This window comes from Vibrio sp. 970, assembly GCF_033339075.1.
Genome location: NZ_JAWOTW010000001.1, coordinates 521485 through 538172 on the forward strand (window position 1 = coordinate 521485; position 16688 = coordinate 538172).

Below are 16688 nucleotides of genomic sequence, written 5' to 3' on the forward strand. Positions count from 1 at the left end.
TCACTCTCAACAAAGTTTCACTTACATAACAGTAGTCAGTAACAAGCTGAAAAATACAAGGATGTCATCATGACAGAACAAGTAAAGCAGTATATCGGTGGTGAATTTGCCATCTCCGATTCAAAACAATGGCTAGATGTAACCAACCCGGCAACCAACGAAGTGATTGCACAAGTACCTTGTGCCACGGAATCGGAAATGAATGCGGCGATTGCCAGCGCAACAGAAACGTTCAAACGCTGGAAAGAAGTTGCAGCGCCGGAGCGTGCGAGATTGATGTTGCGCTACCAACATCTGTTAAAAGAGCAACACGATGAGTTGGCGATACTGCTTTCAAGTGAGACAGGCAAAACCCTCGCGGATGCAAAGGGTGACATTTGGCGCGGAATTGAAGTGGTAGAGCAAGCTGCAAACATTTGTAGCTCAATGATGGGCGAAACGGTGGAAAACGTCGCGACCAATATTGATGGTTACTCTTACATTCAACCGCTCGGTGTTTGTGCTGGCATCACACCCTTTAACTTCCCTGCGATGATCCCATTGTGGATGTTCCCGATGGCGATCGCTTGTGGCAACACCTTTATTCTAAAACCTTCGGAACAAGTTCCGCTGACTGCAATGAAATTGGCGGAGCTGTTTGAACAAGCTGGCGCACCAAAAGGCGTATTGCAAGTTGTTCACGGGACCAAAGAGCAAGTCGACCGCATTCTGACTGATCCAGTCGTTCGTGCGATCTCTTTTGTTGGCTCTGTGCCCGTTGGTGAGCACATCTACAAAACAGGTACAGACAACCTGAAACGCGTGCAGTCATTTGCAGGTGCTAAGAACCACATGGTCATCATGCCGGATGCAAACAAACAGCAAGTCATCAATAACCTAGTTGGTGCGTCAGTTGGTGCTGCAGGCCAACGCTGTATGGCGATTTCGGTTGCCGTATTTGTCGGCGAAACCAAAGAATGGATTCCAGAGCTTAAAGAGGCGTTAGCTCAGGTTCAGCCTGGCGCGTGGGATGATGAAACCGCCGGTTATGGTCCACTGATTAGCCCTCAAGCGAAGCAGCGAGTGGTGAATCTGATTAATGAAGGCAAAGCGTCAGGCGCGAATTGTGTTCTGGACGGGACAGAGTGCCAAGTACCTGGCTTCCCGAACGGTAACTGGGTGGGGCCAACACTGTTTACCAACGTGACCACAGACATGTCGATTTATCAGGAAGAAATTTTCGGGCCTGTGCTGTTAACTATGGAAGTGGATGACCTAGATGAAGCGATTGAACTGATCAATGCAAACCGCTTTGGTAATGGTACGTCTATTTTCACGGCGAACGGCGCTGCCGCGAGAAAGTATCAACACAATATCGAAGTAGGTAACGTAGGCATCAACGTTCCGATTCCGGTGCCATTGCCATTTTTCTCATTTACTGGGTGGAAAGGCAGCTTCTACGGCGACCTGCATGCTTACGGTAAACAAGCGGTTCGCTTCTACACCGAGACGAAAACGGTCACCGCGCGTTGGTTTGAAGATGACATTCCAAGCGGTCCAAACATGACCATTCAACTTAGCTAATTACTGGATTAGCGACACCTCTAGCCAAGCGCCACCGTTTAAGTGGGCTTGGCTCGGATACAAATGCAACGAATTAGACCTTAGGACTTCAAGATGGATTTTGAATTAAACGAAGATCAACTCGCGTTTGCCGAAGTAGCAAAGCAGTTTGCAGACCAAATGTTAGCGCCTCATGCGGCCGAGTGGGATGAAAACCATCACTTCCCTAAAGATGTACTGCGTCAGGCGGGTGAGCTGGGCTTTCTGAGCATCTATACGCCGCCAGAGCATGGTGGCTTAGGGTTATCTCGTTTGGATGCGGCGATCATTTTCGAGCAGTTGGCTATGGGTTGTACCGCGACTACTGCGTTTATGACCATTCACAACATGGCGACGTGGATGATCACCAGCTTTGCCAAAGCAGAAGTGGCGCAGCAATTTAGCGCGGATCTAATTTCGGGTGAAAAGCTCGCTTCCTACTGTTTAACCGAACCTAATGCCGGCTCTGACGCCGCTTCTCTAACGACTAGCGCAGTGCGTGATGGCGATGAGTTTGTCCTCAATGGCGCAAAAGTGTTTATCTCGGGTGCCGGTGATACAGATGTATTGGTCGTGATGGCGCGTTCGTGTGGTGAAGGAGCGGGTGGCGTTTCTGCATTCGTTGTTCCTGCTGATTGCGAAGGCATTAGCTACGGTAAAAAAGAAGCCAAAATGGGTTGGAACTGCCAGCCAACTCGCATGATTACCTTCGAAAATGTCCGCATTCCGGCTGACTATCTGTTGGGTGAAGAGGGAGAAGGCTTTAAGTTCGCCATGCTTGGCCTTGATGGTGGTCGAATCAATATCGCTACTTGTTCCGTCGGTACTGCGCAACAAGCACTGAACGAAGCCAAGCAATATATGAACGAACGCAAACAGTTCGGCCGTTCACTGGCGCAATTTCAAGCGTTGCAGTTCAAGCTTGCTGATATGGCGACTGAGCTGGTCGCTGCGCGTCAAATGGTGCGACTCGCTGCCGCTAAACTCGATGCCCAGCACGCAGAAAAAAGTGCGTACTGTGCCATGGCAAAACGCTTTGCTACTGATGTGGGCTTTAAAGTCTGCGATCAGGCGCTGCAAATTCACGGTGGCTATGGCTACATCAAAGAATATCCAGTCGAGCGCCATTTCCGAGACGTTCGTGTTCACCAAATTCTTGAAGGTACCAACGAAATCATGCGTCTGATCGTCGCAAGACGATTACTAACGGAAGGCGTTGAGCTGCTTTAGTCAGCGAGACACAGCCTTACCTAAAGAAATTAAAAAGGACTGAAAGATTATGACGGCACAAATCAAATTAGAGCGCGAAGCGCATATTGCCAAGCTCACGATTAGTAATCCGCCAGCGAACACTTGGACGCTTGAGTCTTTGAATCAGCTAAAAGAGTTGGCAATTGAACTTAGTAATGATCGCTCTATTTATGCGTTGGTTTTAACAGGCGAAGGCGAGAAATTCTTTTCTGCTGGAGCAGATCTTAATAACTTTGCATCGGGTGATAAATCACAAGCAGCAAACATGGCGTTCGCATTTGGTGAAGCGTTTGAAGCGCTTTCTGCATTCGATGGGGTTTCTATCGCAGCGATTAATGGTTACACGATGGGCGGCGGTCTGGAAGTGGCGATGGCGTGTGACATTCGTATCGCAGAAGAACAAGTACAAATGGCACTTCCTGAAGCATCGGTAGGTTTGTTGCCGTGTGCGGGTGGGACGCAAAACCTGACCGCGTTGGTAGGTGAAGGTTGGGCGAAGCGTATGATCCTGTGTGGCGAGCGTGTGACGGCCGAGCGAGCGGAAAAAATTGGGTTAGTCGAAGAGGTGGTGGCGAAAGGTCAAGCACTCGAAGCGGCTATGGAGCTAGCACAGCGTGTTGCAGGTCAATCACCGAAATCTGTGTCTGCGTGCAAAACGCTAATTCAAGGTCGACGCAGCCAAACTCATGCAGCTGGATTGGTTTTGGAGCGTGAACTGTTTTTACAGCTGTTCAATACACAAGATCAGACTGAGGGTGTGAATGCGTTTTTGCAAAAGCGCAAGCCACAATGGACAAACAGCTAGCGGAGGCCAAATGACAGGTACAGTAAATGTTTCAAAACTTGAGTGCGCTGATGGCTCTGTTATTGGTGTGCTGGAGCTGGATAATCCAGCTGCTCTCAACGCGTTGAGTTACGTGATGATTGAGAAGTTGTACAAACAGCTTAGTGAATGGCAAACGGACGACAGCGTCGTCGCGGTATTCTTGCATGCTCAAGGTGAAAAAGCGTTTTGTGCTGGTGGCGATATTCAAGCGATCTACCGTGCACTTGAAAACAAAGAGCAAGACTTTGATTCTGCGTTTTCAGCGATGGAAACCTTCTTTGACCTCGAATATCGCTGTGACCATCTTATTCATACTTATCCAAAACCGATCATCGCGTGGGGACATGGTTATTTGATGGGCGGGGGAGTTGGCCTGTTTATGGGTGCCAGCCATCGCGTAGCAGAAACCACCACACGCTTTGCAATGCCAGAGATTAAAATTGGCCTTTACCCAGATGTAGGCGCGACGTACTTCCTGAACCAGTTGCCAAAACATTTGGCACTGTTCTTAAGTTTGACTGCTTGCCAAATTAACGCAACAGATATGAAAGCGTTGGGGTTAAGCCAATGGATTGCACAGCCAGAAAACAAGCAAGTGCTGCTGGATCTGCTTGCATCGGTAAGTTGGAAAGGTGAAGCGAACATCAACGAAAAAATCGCCACTACGCTGCGTTCGGTACACGTGGACGAGCCAACCGAAGGGATGTTGATGCCCTATGCGGAATTGATTGAGCAGTTATGTTCGGGTGACTTAGCGTCAATTGTTGATGCAATCAGCCGTGCTAACGTTGATAACAAGTGGTTCGTCAATGCGCAGAAGTCACTGAACTATGGCAGTCCGTTGTCGCTCAGTATCACTTATCAGCAGTTAACGCAGTATCAAAACCTCTCTTTGAAAGCGTGTTTTGATATGGAATTTAACCTAACACTACGTTGTGGCTTAGAAGGTGATTTTAGAGAAGGGGTTCGTGCGCTGATTATTGATAAAACCAATCAACCGACTTGGCAACATCGCACGGTTTCTGACGTAACGCCACAAGTTTTGGAGCGCTTCTTCTCGCCAATTGACTCAGCAGAATACCCACTGACCGCATCGTCGGTAGCTATAGCGGCACTTTAGTACAAGGAAGAAATACGATATGGACAAAATTGCATTTATTGGCCTTGGTAACATGGGTGCGCCTATGGCTAAGAATCTACTCAAAGCGGGCTTGAATGTCGAAGTATTTGATTTGAACCCAAGCGCAGTTGAGGAGTTGACCGCATTGGGCGCTTCAAGTGCCGATTCCGTTCAGCAGGCAGTACAAGGTGTGGAGGTGGTTGTCACTATGCTGCCAGCGAGCCAACACGTTCAAAGCGTTTATCTTGGTCAAGATGGCATCTTAGATAGCGTCGAATCAGGCACCTTGCTGATTGATTCATCCACCATCGATCCTACGACTGCTCGTTTGGTTGGCGAAAAAGCATCGCAACTTGGTATCAGTTTTGTTGATGCGCCAGTATCTGGTGGCGTTGCGGGCGCAGCAGCAGGTACGTTAACTTTCATTGTTGGCGGCTCACAAGAGAACTTTGTTCAAGCCAAAGCGGTGCTTAGCCACATGGGTAAAAACATCTTCCATGCTGGTGATGCTGGAGCTGGTCAGGTGGCGAAGATCTGCAATAACATGATGTTGGGCATTTTGATGAGCGGCACCTGTGAAGCACTCAATTTAGGGATGGAAAACGGACTCGATCCCAAAGTGCTTTCCGACATCATGTTGCAAAGTTCAGGGCGTAACTGGGCGCTAGAGCTTTATAACCCTTGCCCAGGTGTGATGGAAAATACGCCTGCAAGCAATGGTTATCAAGGCGGCTTTATGAGCCAGTTAATGGCTAAAGATCTGGGTCTTGCGATGGAAGCGGCGGTTGCCAGTCAAACATCAACGCCAATGGGCAGCTTGGCTCGTAATCTGTTTAATTTTCACAACGGTCAGGGCAACGGGCAAAAAGATTTTTCGAGCTTGTTTGAGTTCTACCAAAAGCAAAATCAGGCCTAAGGAGCGCTTATGGAGTTAGCAAATAAGGTCATTGCGATCACGGGGGCAGGGCAGGGGCTGGGTAAACAAATGGCACTGTCACTGGCGGAAAATGGCGTTCATCTTGCGCTTATCGACCTCAATTCAGATCAACTGGCTGAAACGAAAGCGGAATGTGAATCTCTCGGCGTTACCGCTCGTTTTTATGTGACGAACGTGACTGACGAACAGCAGGTGTGCACTGCTTTTGAGCAAATTGAGGCAGATTTCAAGCAGCTCAATGGCGTTATCAATAACGCAGGTATTATGCGTGATGGTATGTTCATTAAAGTCAAAGATGGTCAGGTTAACACGATGTCGCTGGAACAATTTCAGTCTGTTCTAGATGTGAATGTAACAGGCACTTTCCTGTGTGGCCGTGAAGCGAGCAAGGTAATGCTGAACACCGATAGCAAAGGGGTTCTGATCAACATATCCAGCGTTGCGCGTGCCGGGAATATTGGTCAAACCAACTATTCAGCATCTAAAGCGGCGGTAGCCACCATGGCAACGGTGTGGGCGAAAGAGTTAGGGCGTTTCGGAATTCGCTCAGTGGCGATTGCTCCGGGTGTCATCAAAACTGCCATGACAGACCAAATAAAACCTGAAGCGATGGAACGTTTAATCGGAATGATTCCGGTTGGACGTTTAGGTTTGGCGGATGAAATTTCATCGACCATAAAATACGTGTTAACCAACGAATTCGTGACCGGAAGAGTGTTCGAAGTCGATGGCGGAATGCGAATGTAACCCCTTCTGCAACATAAAAAAGGGGAGCGAGTTTGATTGTCCGCTTCCTTCCATTTTCTCCTTTCTTTTATTGCTTCTATCTGAAAAATGTATTGGATGCATGGTCGACTGCTATCTCATCGAACGGTATAAAAATTGATTCTATTTCTAATGTGAATGGTTAGTTCTATATTGCTTGTCATGTAAATGTATCAACTCACAACTAAGACGATCTTTTGTCTCACTAACGAGATCGTCATTCTTGGTGTGTAAAAAACATTCTTATTGGTCATATTGTAACCGAAAACTATTTCGGCATCTAAAGATGGTGATTTATTATTCAGCGCAAAATACATGGGAATATGAGGCTGACTGAATAACCTTCAGTTGTCTTAATAATAAATAATCAGAATTCTCAATTACACTGAAGTAACTACCCATTAGGGAAGAGCAATAATGTCACTATTTCATTCGCTTAGGACGATGCCGCTATTATTGGGGTGTCTGTGTTTTTCTGTTCAGGCCTCCACAGAAAAGGTGGAACAGGAAGGTAAGTTTTTACAGTCGTTAGAAGGCATCGAAAATCAAATTTACGCATTACCTCAGAGTTCTTTAGCTTTGATTGAAGCGTTAGAAGAAGAGTCTTTACTACAAAACCAACCAACAGCGCTGTTGGTGCGTTACTGGCTTGCCAAGGCCACGGTTTTAGAGCTGCTAGGGCGCGTAGAAGAGAGTCAGAGTGTCGTTCAAAAAGGATTGGAGCTTGTGCGTCCACAGAGCCATGAGTATCTCCTGTTTAAGTTGATTCAGATGCGAACTATGGTTGGAAAGAGCGATATCGATACCGCGCTTTCTGCGTTGGATAGCTTGTTGGAAACATCGCGTGAGAATGGTGATAAGCAACTTGAATCAGAAATCCTGTTGCTAAAAGGACGCTATTACGATGAGCAAGGTGAGTTTAAAAAATCCTATGCTGCACTTATGTCGTCCATGGATGCGGCTGAATCTTCAGGTGTTCACGGGCTGGTCGAACGTGCAGCACTAGAGCTAGGTGACGTACTTGTCAAAATTCAGGGTTACGACCGATCTGAGGCGCTTTTGGAACAAGCATATCGCTATTTTAGGGATAGGCGTATGTCGTTCAATGAGTTGTTGAGCGTTTTGACGATAGCGAAACTTCATAAAGCACAGTTCCAATACGAAGAGGCGATAGCGTCATATCAGCGAGCGTTAAAGCTGGCTCAAATTATCGGTGATGGACGCTTTAGATTTCGAGTTAACCTTGAACTTGCAGCTTTATATCGCGAGACGAAACAAGAAAAGAAGATGGTTAACCACTTGAAGCTGGCGGAGAATTTACAGTACAGAGAAACGTCTAGCGCGTATTTGGCAACATTTAAGTTGTTACAAGCCGAATATATGTTAGAGCAGCAGCAATTTGAAATACTTTTAGCGATGATCGCGCCAATGCTGCCGGAGATTATAGAGAGTCGATACGTCAAGCAACAGCAAATGGAGCTACTAAAAGTCGCCGCTATGGCCTATGCGGGAAGCAATGACTTTAAACTAGCATTCGAAACTTACGGTAACTATCACGATAAATTTATCCAATTTAGCAATCAAAGAGAAGTTGAAAATCTTGAGCGCCAGCAGACGTTATTTGAGTTGGAACGACTTGAATATGAGAACGAAGATCTCAACTGGAACAATGTTTTGCAGCGTATGGAGCTAGAAAATAACCGTCGTACTTTTTACTTATTGGGTGAAGCGCTACTTGCGCTCATCGGTGTTCTATTTTTGATGGCGGTAGTATTTCTCGTCGTCAATCGCTCGCGTTTGAGAATGCGTCGCCTCGCAAAGACAGACACATTGACAGGGTTGTTCAATCGCCGTTTTTTAGAGGACTGGTTCACTAAGCCAGTAGAAGTGAGGCGTGAGCGAAAAGAGAAACCGGTACCTCAATCTAAGCAAGAAAAAATACAACACTTTGTTTTTGAGCAAGTCGAGCAAGTTAAGTACGGTTATCTAGCTTTAAATAAATGGGTAGATAGCAAACTCGATAAACAGAAAATGGTGCCAAATAAACCACAATCGGGGCCAGTAACTTTAGCGTTAATCGATGTGGATTATTTCAAGCAGGTAAATGATACCTATGGGCATGTGTTTGGAGATACCGTACTAACGGGCGTTGCCAAAGTGTTGGAGGAAACTGTACGTGAGAACGACATTGTTGCTCGCTTTGGTGGTGAAGAGTTTGTTGTTGTTATGCCCAATACAGACCATGAAAACGCCCTTATTACTGCCGAACGTTTACGTAGCGCTTTATCCCTACATGGCTTTGTTACGGAACAGAAAGAAGAAGTGAGAGTGACCTGTAGTTTTGGAGTCGTTACCACTGAAGATAATGAGATGAGCTTTAAATCACTTTGCGATCAGGCCGATAAATTGCTTTATCAAGCGAAAGCGAACGGACGCAACTGCGTGAAAGGTCGCTCGCTAGCGTAACAGAAATCAAAAGTTCAGGCTCATCGCACGATGAATCTGAACTTATCCCTCCCATTTACTTTGATAGCCAAGTGACTTTGAGATCCTTGCTTCGAATATAAAACGCTGAATCTAAAATCTTAAAGTCACTTGGCGATATTACTTAAAAATGGCTTAAGGATATCGAATCGCATATTCATGGCGTTCAATATAACCTCTCTTTTTGCCTCCTTCACCTTCAAAGTGCGAATGCCACTTGTGTCTACAAAACTATAACAAACTAGTGTGTCTATTCTTTGTACAAACAAACCATGTACAGGTGAAATGATTAGTGGTCGATATAAATTTTTTGTGGCACAGATTTTTGTTGTTCAAAAATCAACTCGTTCATCATCGTTTTAAAAATGGATTGATATTTAAGTGATTGATTTTAATTGCTTTATTTGTTTGTTCTTAAACTGAAATCTAGTTATCCCGACAAGTTCTTACCGAGCAATTTTTCGTACACCCTCAACTTTTCATCCTTTTTTACTAACATTTTTCTTTAAAAATAATTTGAGTTCGAATTAATTTTCAGGCATTTTATATTTAACTAACCGTTCAATTAAAAATAACAGGGACGCAAAATGCCAAAGGTGGGGATGCCTGAAATCAGAAAACCGCAGCTTGTGAAAGCGACAATGTCAGTGATTGATAGAGTCGGTTTACACGCGGCGAGTATTTCGTTAATCAGCAAAGAAGCCGGTGTATCAACGGGGATTATCAACCACTATTTCGGTGGTAAGCACGGATTGCTGGAGGAAACGATGCGCGAAATCTTGCGTCAGCTTTCGTCCACTATCACACAGAAGTTACGTGAGCTGCCAAGTGATGCTCATCACCAAAGAATTAACGCCATCATTGATGGTAACTTTGTCGGCTATCAGGCAGAAAACCAAGTTGCTAAGACTTGGCTGGCGTTTTGGTCGTACTCAATGCATGACGAGCAGCTCAAGCGTTTGCAGCGTGTCAACGAACGACGTCTATTGTCCCATCTAAGAAAAGAACTCAAAGCATTATTAAATGCAGAGCAGGCTGAATTGGTTGCTCATGGTATTGCATCACTTATTGATGGAATTTGGCTGCGCGGAACGCTCAACCCGCACGGCATTGATGCAGAAAGAGCGAGAATCATCATCAACGATTATCTCGAAAAACAACTTACGTTTTATTCTGAAAAAATATAAAAGTTACAGGTCTTCAAAATGGAAATGAAAGCACACTATATCAATGGTGCGATGTACGACGGGTGTTCAGATGAACACTTCACCACTTACAATCCGGCGAATGGTGAGCCATTGGCCAATATTAAACAAGCGAACCAAGACGATCTTCAAGCAGCGATTGAATCGGCAAAAAAAGGTTTTGCTGCATGGTCGGCGATGACTGCGATTGAGCGCAGCCGTATTTTACACAAAGCCGTTGCCATTTTACGTGAGCGTAATGACGAGTTGGCTGCATTGGAAGTGGCAGATACTGGTAAGCCAATTCAAGAAGCTATCGCGGTTGATGTCACAACAGGTGCCGATGTTCTTGAGTACTATGCGGGACTTGCTCCAAGTCTACAAGGTGAACAGCAGCCACTCAGCGACGATCAGTTTTTCTATACACGTCGTGAGCCATTGGGCATTTGCGCCGGTATTGGTGCTTGGAATTATCCAATTCAAATTGCGATGTGGAAATCGGCGCCAGCACTGGCTGCGGGCAACGCAATGATCTTCAAGCCATCAGAAGAAACACCATTAACGGCGCTTAAGCTCGCCGAAATTTATTCAGAAGCGGGCATGCCAGATGGCGTATTTAATGTCGTGCAAGGGGATTACCGAGTAGGACAGATGCTAACGGCGCATCCTGATATCGCAAAAGTGTCATTCACGGGTGAGTCAGGCACCGGTAAAGTCGTCATGAGTGACAGCGCTAAGACACTAAAACAAGTAACGATGGAGCTTGGTGGTAAGTCTCCGCTGATTATTTTTGATGATGCGAAGTTAAACGATGCCGTTTCTGCGGCCATGGTGGCGAACTTCTACACCCAAGGTGAAGTTTGTACGCACGGTACACGCGTATTTGTCCATGAAGGTATTTATGATGACTTTATCGCACAACTTAAAGCCCGAACCGAGCTGTTAGTCGTCGGCGATCCGCTTGATGAGAACACGCAGATTGGCGCGCTAATCTCTAAAGATCATGAATCGAAAGTTTTAGGAGCGATTGAAGCCGCGAAAGCGAGTGGCGCGACGTTACTGACTGGCGGCTACAAAGTAACAGACAATGGTCTAGCTAATGGTAACTTTGTTGCTCCAACCGTATTTGTCGATTGCGATGATGACATGAGCCACGTTCAACAAGAAATCTTTGGCCCGGTAATGTCAGTCCTGAAATTCCGCGATGAGTCGGAAGTGATTGCGCGTGCAAATGGCACCGATTATGGCTTAGCGGCAGGTGTATTTACTCAAAACCTATCTCGTGCGCACCGTGTGATCCATCAAATTCAAGCGGGTATTTGTTGGGTGAACACATGGGGTGACTCACCTGCGGAAATGCCAGTTGGCGGCTACAAGCAATCAGGTGTTGGCCGTGAAAACGGAGTCGAAACCCTTAAGCACTACACACAAACGAAGAGTGTTCTTGTTCAGCTAAGCGACTTCGAAAGCCCTTACAAATGATACCAATCGTAGTAGATAACTGACCACTTTAGCTTGTTAAAATGCTCGATAACTACGTTGTCAATTTTGATTGTAGGTTAACTACTTATCAAAATTTCCGCCTTGTTCTCAAGCATTTTTCCTACGCTAATTTCGTTCACTTATCTACGGTGATTAGTATTAACTCCTAGGAGAATAAAAATGCAACAACACTACGATTACATCATCGTCGGTGCGGGTTCGGCCGGCTGTGTGTTAGCGGATCGCTTAAGTGAAAGTGGTCAAAATTCGGTCCTTTTACTCGAAGCGGGTGGGTCGGATAAAAGTATTTTTATCCAAATGCCAACAGCGCTTTCTTACCCGATGAACACTGAAAAATACGCGTGGCAGTTTGAGACGGTTGAAGAGCAAGGGTTGGATGGCCGTCAACTTCATTGCCCTCGCGGAAAAGTTCTGGGTGGTAGCTCATCCATCAACGGCATGGTTTACGTTCGCGGACACGCTTGTGACTTTGACCAGTGGGAAGAGGAAGGCGCGAAAGGCTGGAACTATCAGTCGTGTTTGCCTTATTTCCGTAAAGCAGAGTCTTGGATTGGTGGTGCTGATGAATATCGGGGCGATCACGGTCCAGTCGGCACATGTAACGGCAACGATATGAAGCTCAACCCGCTGTACCAAGCTTTTATTGATGCAGGCAAAGAAGCGGGCTACCCAGAAACAAAAGATTACAACGGCTATCAGCAAGAGGGCTTTGGCCCAATGCATATGACGGTCGACAAAGGCGTACGCGCTTCGACCTCTAATGCATACTTAAGCCGTGCTAAAAAACGCAAAAACTTCACCCTAATGAAGAGGGTGACGGTTCATCGAGTTTTATTAGAAGAAACTGGTTCAGAAGGAAAGAAAGCGGTAGGCGTTGAATTTGAAAAGTCAGGTTCAATTCAGCAATGTTTTGCGAATAATGAAGTGATTTCGAGTGCGGGTTCGGTTGGCTCCGTTCAGCTGTTGCAGCTTTCAGGCATTGGCCCTAAGGCAGTATTAGAAAAAGCGGGCATTGAGGTGAAACACTCGTTGGAGGGGGTAGGTAAAAACCTGCAAGATCACTTAGAAGTGTACTTCCAATATCACTGTAAACAACCTATCACGCTCAACAGCAAATTAGGTTTGGTGAGCAAGGGCTTGATTGGCACTGAGTGGATATTAACTCGCAAAGGCCTTGGTGCGACTAACCACTTTGAATCGTGTGCATTTATCCGCTCTCGAGAAGGGCTAAAGTGGCCAAATATTCAATATCACTTCTTGCCAGCGGCAATGCGTTATGACGGGCAAGCTGCTTTTGATGGTCATGGTTTCCAAGTGCACGTTGGACCTAACAAGCCAGAAAGTCGCGGGTCGGTCGAAGTTGTCTCTGCGAATCCGAATGATAAGCCGAAGATTGAGTTTAACTACATTTCCACTGAACAAGATAAGCAGGATTGGCGTGATTGTATTCGCCTTACTCGCGAGATCCTCAATCAGCCAGCCATGGATGAGTTTCGTGGGGATGAGATCCAACCCGGTCTGAACATCACAACGGATGAACAGATTGATGAATGGGTGAAGCAAAACGTCGAGAGTGCTTACCATCCATCTTGTACCTGCAAAATGGGCGCAGATAATGACCCATTAGCCGTCTTAAATGAGCGATGCCAAGTACGCGGTATTCAAGGCTTGCGTGTGGTGGACTCTTCTATTTTCCCAACCATTCCGAACGGTAATTTAAATGCGCCAACGATTATGGTGGCAGAACGCGCCGCGGATATGATTTTGGATAACGCCCTAGAAACGTCGAACAACGTACCAGTTTGGATTGCACCGGACTGGCAAGAGATGCAACGAATGCATCCGCCAAAAAGAGATCTCGATTCGATCTCATAAAATGAAAAAGTCAGTAATCATTACAAGGAATTCAACATGTCTAAGATGACAAAAATCTTCTCAACAATTGCACTAAGTACTTTAGCAACAGGCGCTTACGCCAACCAATGTGAAACGGTTCGTTTCGCAGATGTAGGTTGGACTGACATCACAGCGACCACTGCCGTTACATCAGAGTTACTTAAAGGGTTGGGGTACAAAACGAAGACTGATCTTCTGTCTGTGCCTGTAACTTACTCCTCTATGGCTAATGGCGATATCGACATTTTCTTAGGTAACTGGATGCCAACGATGGAAGGTGATATCGCGAAATACCGTGATGCAGGTACTGTTGAAACCGTACGCGCGAACCTCGTTGGCGCAAAGTACACGCTAGCGGTTCCAAAATACGTTTATGACGCAGGCGTAACCAACTTCGCTGACCTAGTAAAACATGCCGACAAATTTAAAGACCGCATTTACGGCATTGAACCTGGAAACGATGGCAACCGCTTAATTCAGTCAATGATTGATAGTAACGCATTCGGCCTAAAAGATTTCAGCCTAGTTGAGTCCAGTGAAGCTGGCATGGTGTCTCAAGTATCACGTGCCGCACGCCGCAATCAATGGATTGTGTACCTAGGTTGGGCGCCGCACCCAATGAATAGTAACGTTGAAATGGAATATCTAGCGGGTGGTGATGACTTCTTCGGTCCTAACTACGGCGGCGCGAACGTCTACACAAACGTACGTAAAAATTACCTCGCTGAGTGTCCAAATGTAGGTCAGCTAGTGAAAAATCTAGAGTTTAACCTAGAAATGGAAAATGAACTGATGGAAGCGATTCTTAACCAGAAACAGAAGCCATCAAAAGCAGCGCAAGCATGGTTGAATGCAAACCAAGAGCAAATTGAAGCGTGGCTAGAGGGCGTGAAAACGGTAGATGGCCAAGATGCGCTAACAGCTATTACAAACTACTTAAAAACAAACGCTTAATAAGCAGTATTTGAGCTCGTTTTTTTAAAAGAAAGTGGGCAGAGTTTTGCCCGCTTCATTAACACAAAGGTTTTATTTTGAATTTTATTACGGACAACAAACTACCGTTGGGCCAATGGATGGAAACTGGCGTCGATTGGTTAACCATCAATGCATCGGGTTTTTTCGATGCAATCTCTATTACACTTGAAACGATCATTCTTTTCGTGGTGGACATTTTTAAATGGATGCCACCTGCAGCGCCAATCATTATGACGGCGGCAATTGCTTGGTTCTTACACCGCAGCATTCCTCTTGTCGTATTTATCGTGTTGGCCTTACTCGCAATTCTCAACCTTGGTTACTGGCAAGAAATGCTGGAAACCTTTGTCCTTGTGTTTGCAGCGACAACGATTTCCGTATTAATTGGCGTGCCGTTGGGCATTATGGCGGCGCACCGTCCTTGGTTATACACCTTGTTGCGGCCAATACTCGATTTGATGCAGACCGTACCGACATTCGTTTACCTAATTCCAACCTTGGTTCTGTTTGGCTTAGGTATTGTCCCTGGTCTAATCTCGACCATCATTTTCGCTATCGCTGCGCCAATTCGATTGACGTACCTCGGCATTATTAAAGTGCCGGAGGAGCTACTTGAAGCGGGTAAAGCATTTGGTGCCAGCCGCATGAAGCTACTGTTTAAGGTGGAGTTACCTGCGGCATTGCCAAGTATTATGGCTGGCGTTACGCAATGTATTATGTTGTCTTTGTCTATGGTTGTCATTGCGGCGCTTGTTGGTGCTGATGGGCTTGGTAAGCCAGTCGTACGTGCACTGAATACGGTAAACATTTCACAAGGTTTTGAAGCGGGTTTAGCGATTGTACTCGTTGCCATCATTCTTGATCGCTTGTGTAAAGCACCAAACCAGAAGGAGGCATAATCATGGACGCTATTACTATTAAAAATCTTGATGTCGTTTTTGGTCAGCAACAAGCACAGGCGCTAGCACTACTAGATCAAGGGAAGTCTCGACAAGAAATCATTGATGAAACTGGCCAAGTGGTTGGGGTTGATAATGTTTCGCTGAACGTGAAACAGGGTGAGATCTGTGTCTTGATGGGGCTTTCGGGCTCGGGTAAATCAAGTTTGCTGCGAACGGTTAACGGATTGAACGATATTTCTCGTGGCTCTCTGAAAATCAAAGATGGCGACGATATGGTTGAGCTCTCTAACTGTGACGAACAGAAGCTGCGCCACCTTCGTACGCACCGCGTGTCCATGGTGTTTCAGAAGTTTGCATTGATGCCATGGTTAACGGTGTTAGACAATGTAGCGTTTGGTCTAGAGATGCAAGGCATTGGTAAAGCTGAGCGCCGTAAAAAAGCGCGTGAACAGCTCGAAATGGTCGGTTTGTCTGAGTGGGAAACGAAATTCCCGCACGAGCTCTCTGGTGGTATGCAGCAGCGTGTTGGCCTAGCGCGAGCGTTCGCGATGGACACAGATATCTTGTTAATGGATGAGCCGTTTTCAGCGCTTGACCCATTGATTCGTGCTCAGCTTCAAGATGAATTGATTCTGCTGCAAGAAAAGCTAAACAAAACCATTCTTTTTGTGAGTCACGACTTGGATGAGGCGCTTAAAATCGGCAACAACATCGCCATTATGGAATCAGGAAAGCTGATTCAACATGGCAAGCCAGAACAGATCATTCTTGCTCCAGAAAACGATTATGTGGCGGACTTTGTTGCTCACACTAATCCATTAAATGTGCTGAAGGGACGTTCCTTAATGCGTGACGATTTGGTTCGCGAAGATACGCGTGTTCTGATTTGCCCTGATAAAGATATTTGGGTGATACAAGAGAGCAAGGGGTTAAGTTTAGCGGATAAAGGTAAATCGTTGATTCAATGGAAGAGCGATTCTTCGAACCTTGATGAAGTTAATGAAAACTCTCTGGTTCAGGTTAGCCCAGAAATCAGTATGCGAGAAGCGATTGAACTTAAACAGCGCAGCAATCAGCCTCTGCTTATGGTTGAAGATAATAATCTGGTTGGTGTGTTAAGCGACAATGAGCTTTACGATGCATTGCTTGGTAATTTTAAGTCAGAGCAAGTTGCGTAACGTTGACGCAGAACCAAGTAAAAAAGAGCCGCACATTAATGCGGCTCTTTTTAGTTTAAACAATGAGTTAAGTCGCTAAGCTAAGA

General features: G+C 45.9%; 13 protein-coding genes. All 13 read left to right on the top strand.

Annotation, left to right across the window (positions count from 1 at the left end; translation table 11 throughout):
- Positions 1 to 69 precede the first annotated feature (69 nt).
- The 13 genes from R7Q11_RS02275 (at position 70) to choV (ending at position 16602) form a co-directional block, all read left to right on the top strand.
- Positions 70 to 1563, top strand: a complete 1494-nt coding sequence (locus tag R7Q11_RS02275) for a CoA-acylating methylmalonate-semialdehyde dehydrogenase (RefSeq protein WP_171345620.1) — start codon at positions 70 to 72, stop codon at positions 1561 to 1563.
- 93 nt (positions 1564 to 1656) lie between these two features.
- Positions 1657 to 2811, top strand: a complete 1155-nt coding sequence (locus R7Q11_RS02280; protein ID WP_005373226.1) for an acyl-CoA dehydrogenase family protein — start codon at positions 1657 to 1659, stop codon at positions 2809 to 2811.
- Between the two features lie 49 nt (positions 2812 to 2860).
- Positions 2861 to 3637, top strand: coding sequence for an enoyl-CoA hydratase (locus tag R7Q11_RS02285; protein ID WP_205461064.1), 777 nt, complete (start codon positions 2861 to 2863; stop codon positions 3635 to 3637).
- Positions 3638 to 3647: 10 nt separating this feature from the next.
- Positions 3648 to 4778, top strand: coding sequence for an enoyl-CoA hydratase/isomerase family protein (locus R7Q11_RS02290; RefSeq protein ID WP_054577807.1), 1131 nt, complete (start codon positions 3648 to 3650; stop codon positions 4776 to 4778).
- Between the two features lie 19 nt (positions 4779 to 4797).
- Positions 4798 to 5694 (top strand): 3-hydroxyisobutyrate dehydrogenase, encoded by an 897-nt coding sequence (gene mmsB, locus R7Q11_RS02295; RefSeq protein WP_025767888.1) that lies wholly within the window; start codon positions 4798 to 4800, stop codon positions 5692 to 5694.
- 9 nt (positions 5695 to 5703) lie between these two features.
- The gene (locus tag R7Q11_RS02300) at positions 5704 to 6462 is read left to right on the top strand and encodes an SDR family oxidoreductase (RefSeq protein ID WP_005373217.1); all 759 of its coding nucleotides are present in this window, start codon (positions 5704 to 5706) and stop codon (positions 6460 to 6462) included.
- A 462-nt stretch (positions 6463 to 6924) separates the two neighbouring features.
- Positions 6925 to 8946, top strand: a complete 2022-nt coding sequence (locus R7Q11_RS02305; protein WP_372430189.1) for a tetratricopeptide repeat-containing diguanylate cyclase — start codon at positions 6925 to 6927, stop codon at positions 8944 to 8946.
- 605 nt (positions 8947 to 9551) lie between these two features.
- A complete protein-coding gene (gene betI / locus R7Q11_RS02310) occupies positions 9552 to 10151 on the top strand; it encodes a transcriptional regulator BetI (protein WP_031778820.1) in 600 nt (199 codons plus the stop codon).
- 18 nt (positions 10152 to 10169) lie between these two features.
- On the top strand, positions 10170 to 11630 hold the full coding sequence (gene betB, locus R7Q11_RS02315; RefSeq protein WP_025767886.1) for a betaine-aldehyde dehydrogenase: 1461 nt from the start codon (positions 10170 to 10172) through the stop codon (positions 11628 to 11630).
- A gap of 180 nt (positions 11631 to 11810) precedes the next feature.
- Complete coding sequence (gene betA, locus R7Q11_RS02320) at positions 11811 to 13526, top strand: choline dehydrogenase (protein WP_005382647.1); 1716 nt, start codon at positions 11811 to 11813, stop codon at positions 13524 to 13526.
- Between the two features lie 36 nt (positions 13527 to 13562).
- The gene (locus R7Q11_RS02325) at positions 13563 to 14501 is read left to right on the top strand and encodes a choline ABC transporter substrate-binding protein (protein WP_005382646.1); all 939 of its coding nucleotides are present in this window, start codon (positions 13563 to 13565) and stop codon (positions 14499 to 14501) included.
- A gap of 77 nt (positions 14502 to 14578) precedes the next feature.
- Positions 14579 to 15421, top strand: a complete 843-nt coding sequence (choW, locus tag R7Q11_RS02330; RefSeq protein WP_005392552.1) for a choline ABC transporter permease subunit — start codon at positions 14579 to 14581, stop codon at positions 15419 to 15421.
- Between the two features lie 2 nt (positions 15422 to 15423).
- On the top strand, positions 15424 to 16602 hold the full coding sequence (gene choV, locus R7Q11_RS02335) for a choline ABC transporter ATP-binding protein (protein WP_005373202.1): 1179 nt from the start codon (positions 15424 to 15426) through the stop codon (positions 16600 to 16602).
- Positions 16603 to 16688: the final 86 nt, after the last annotated feature.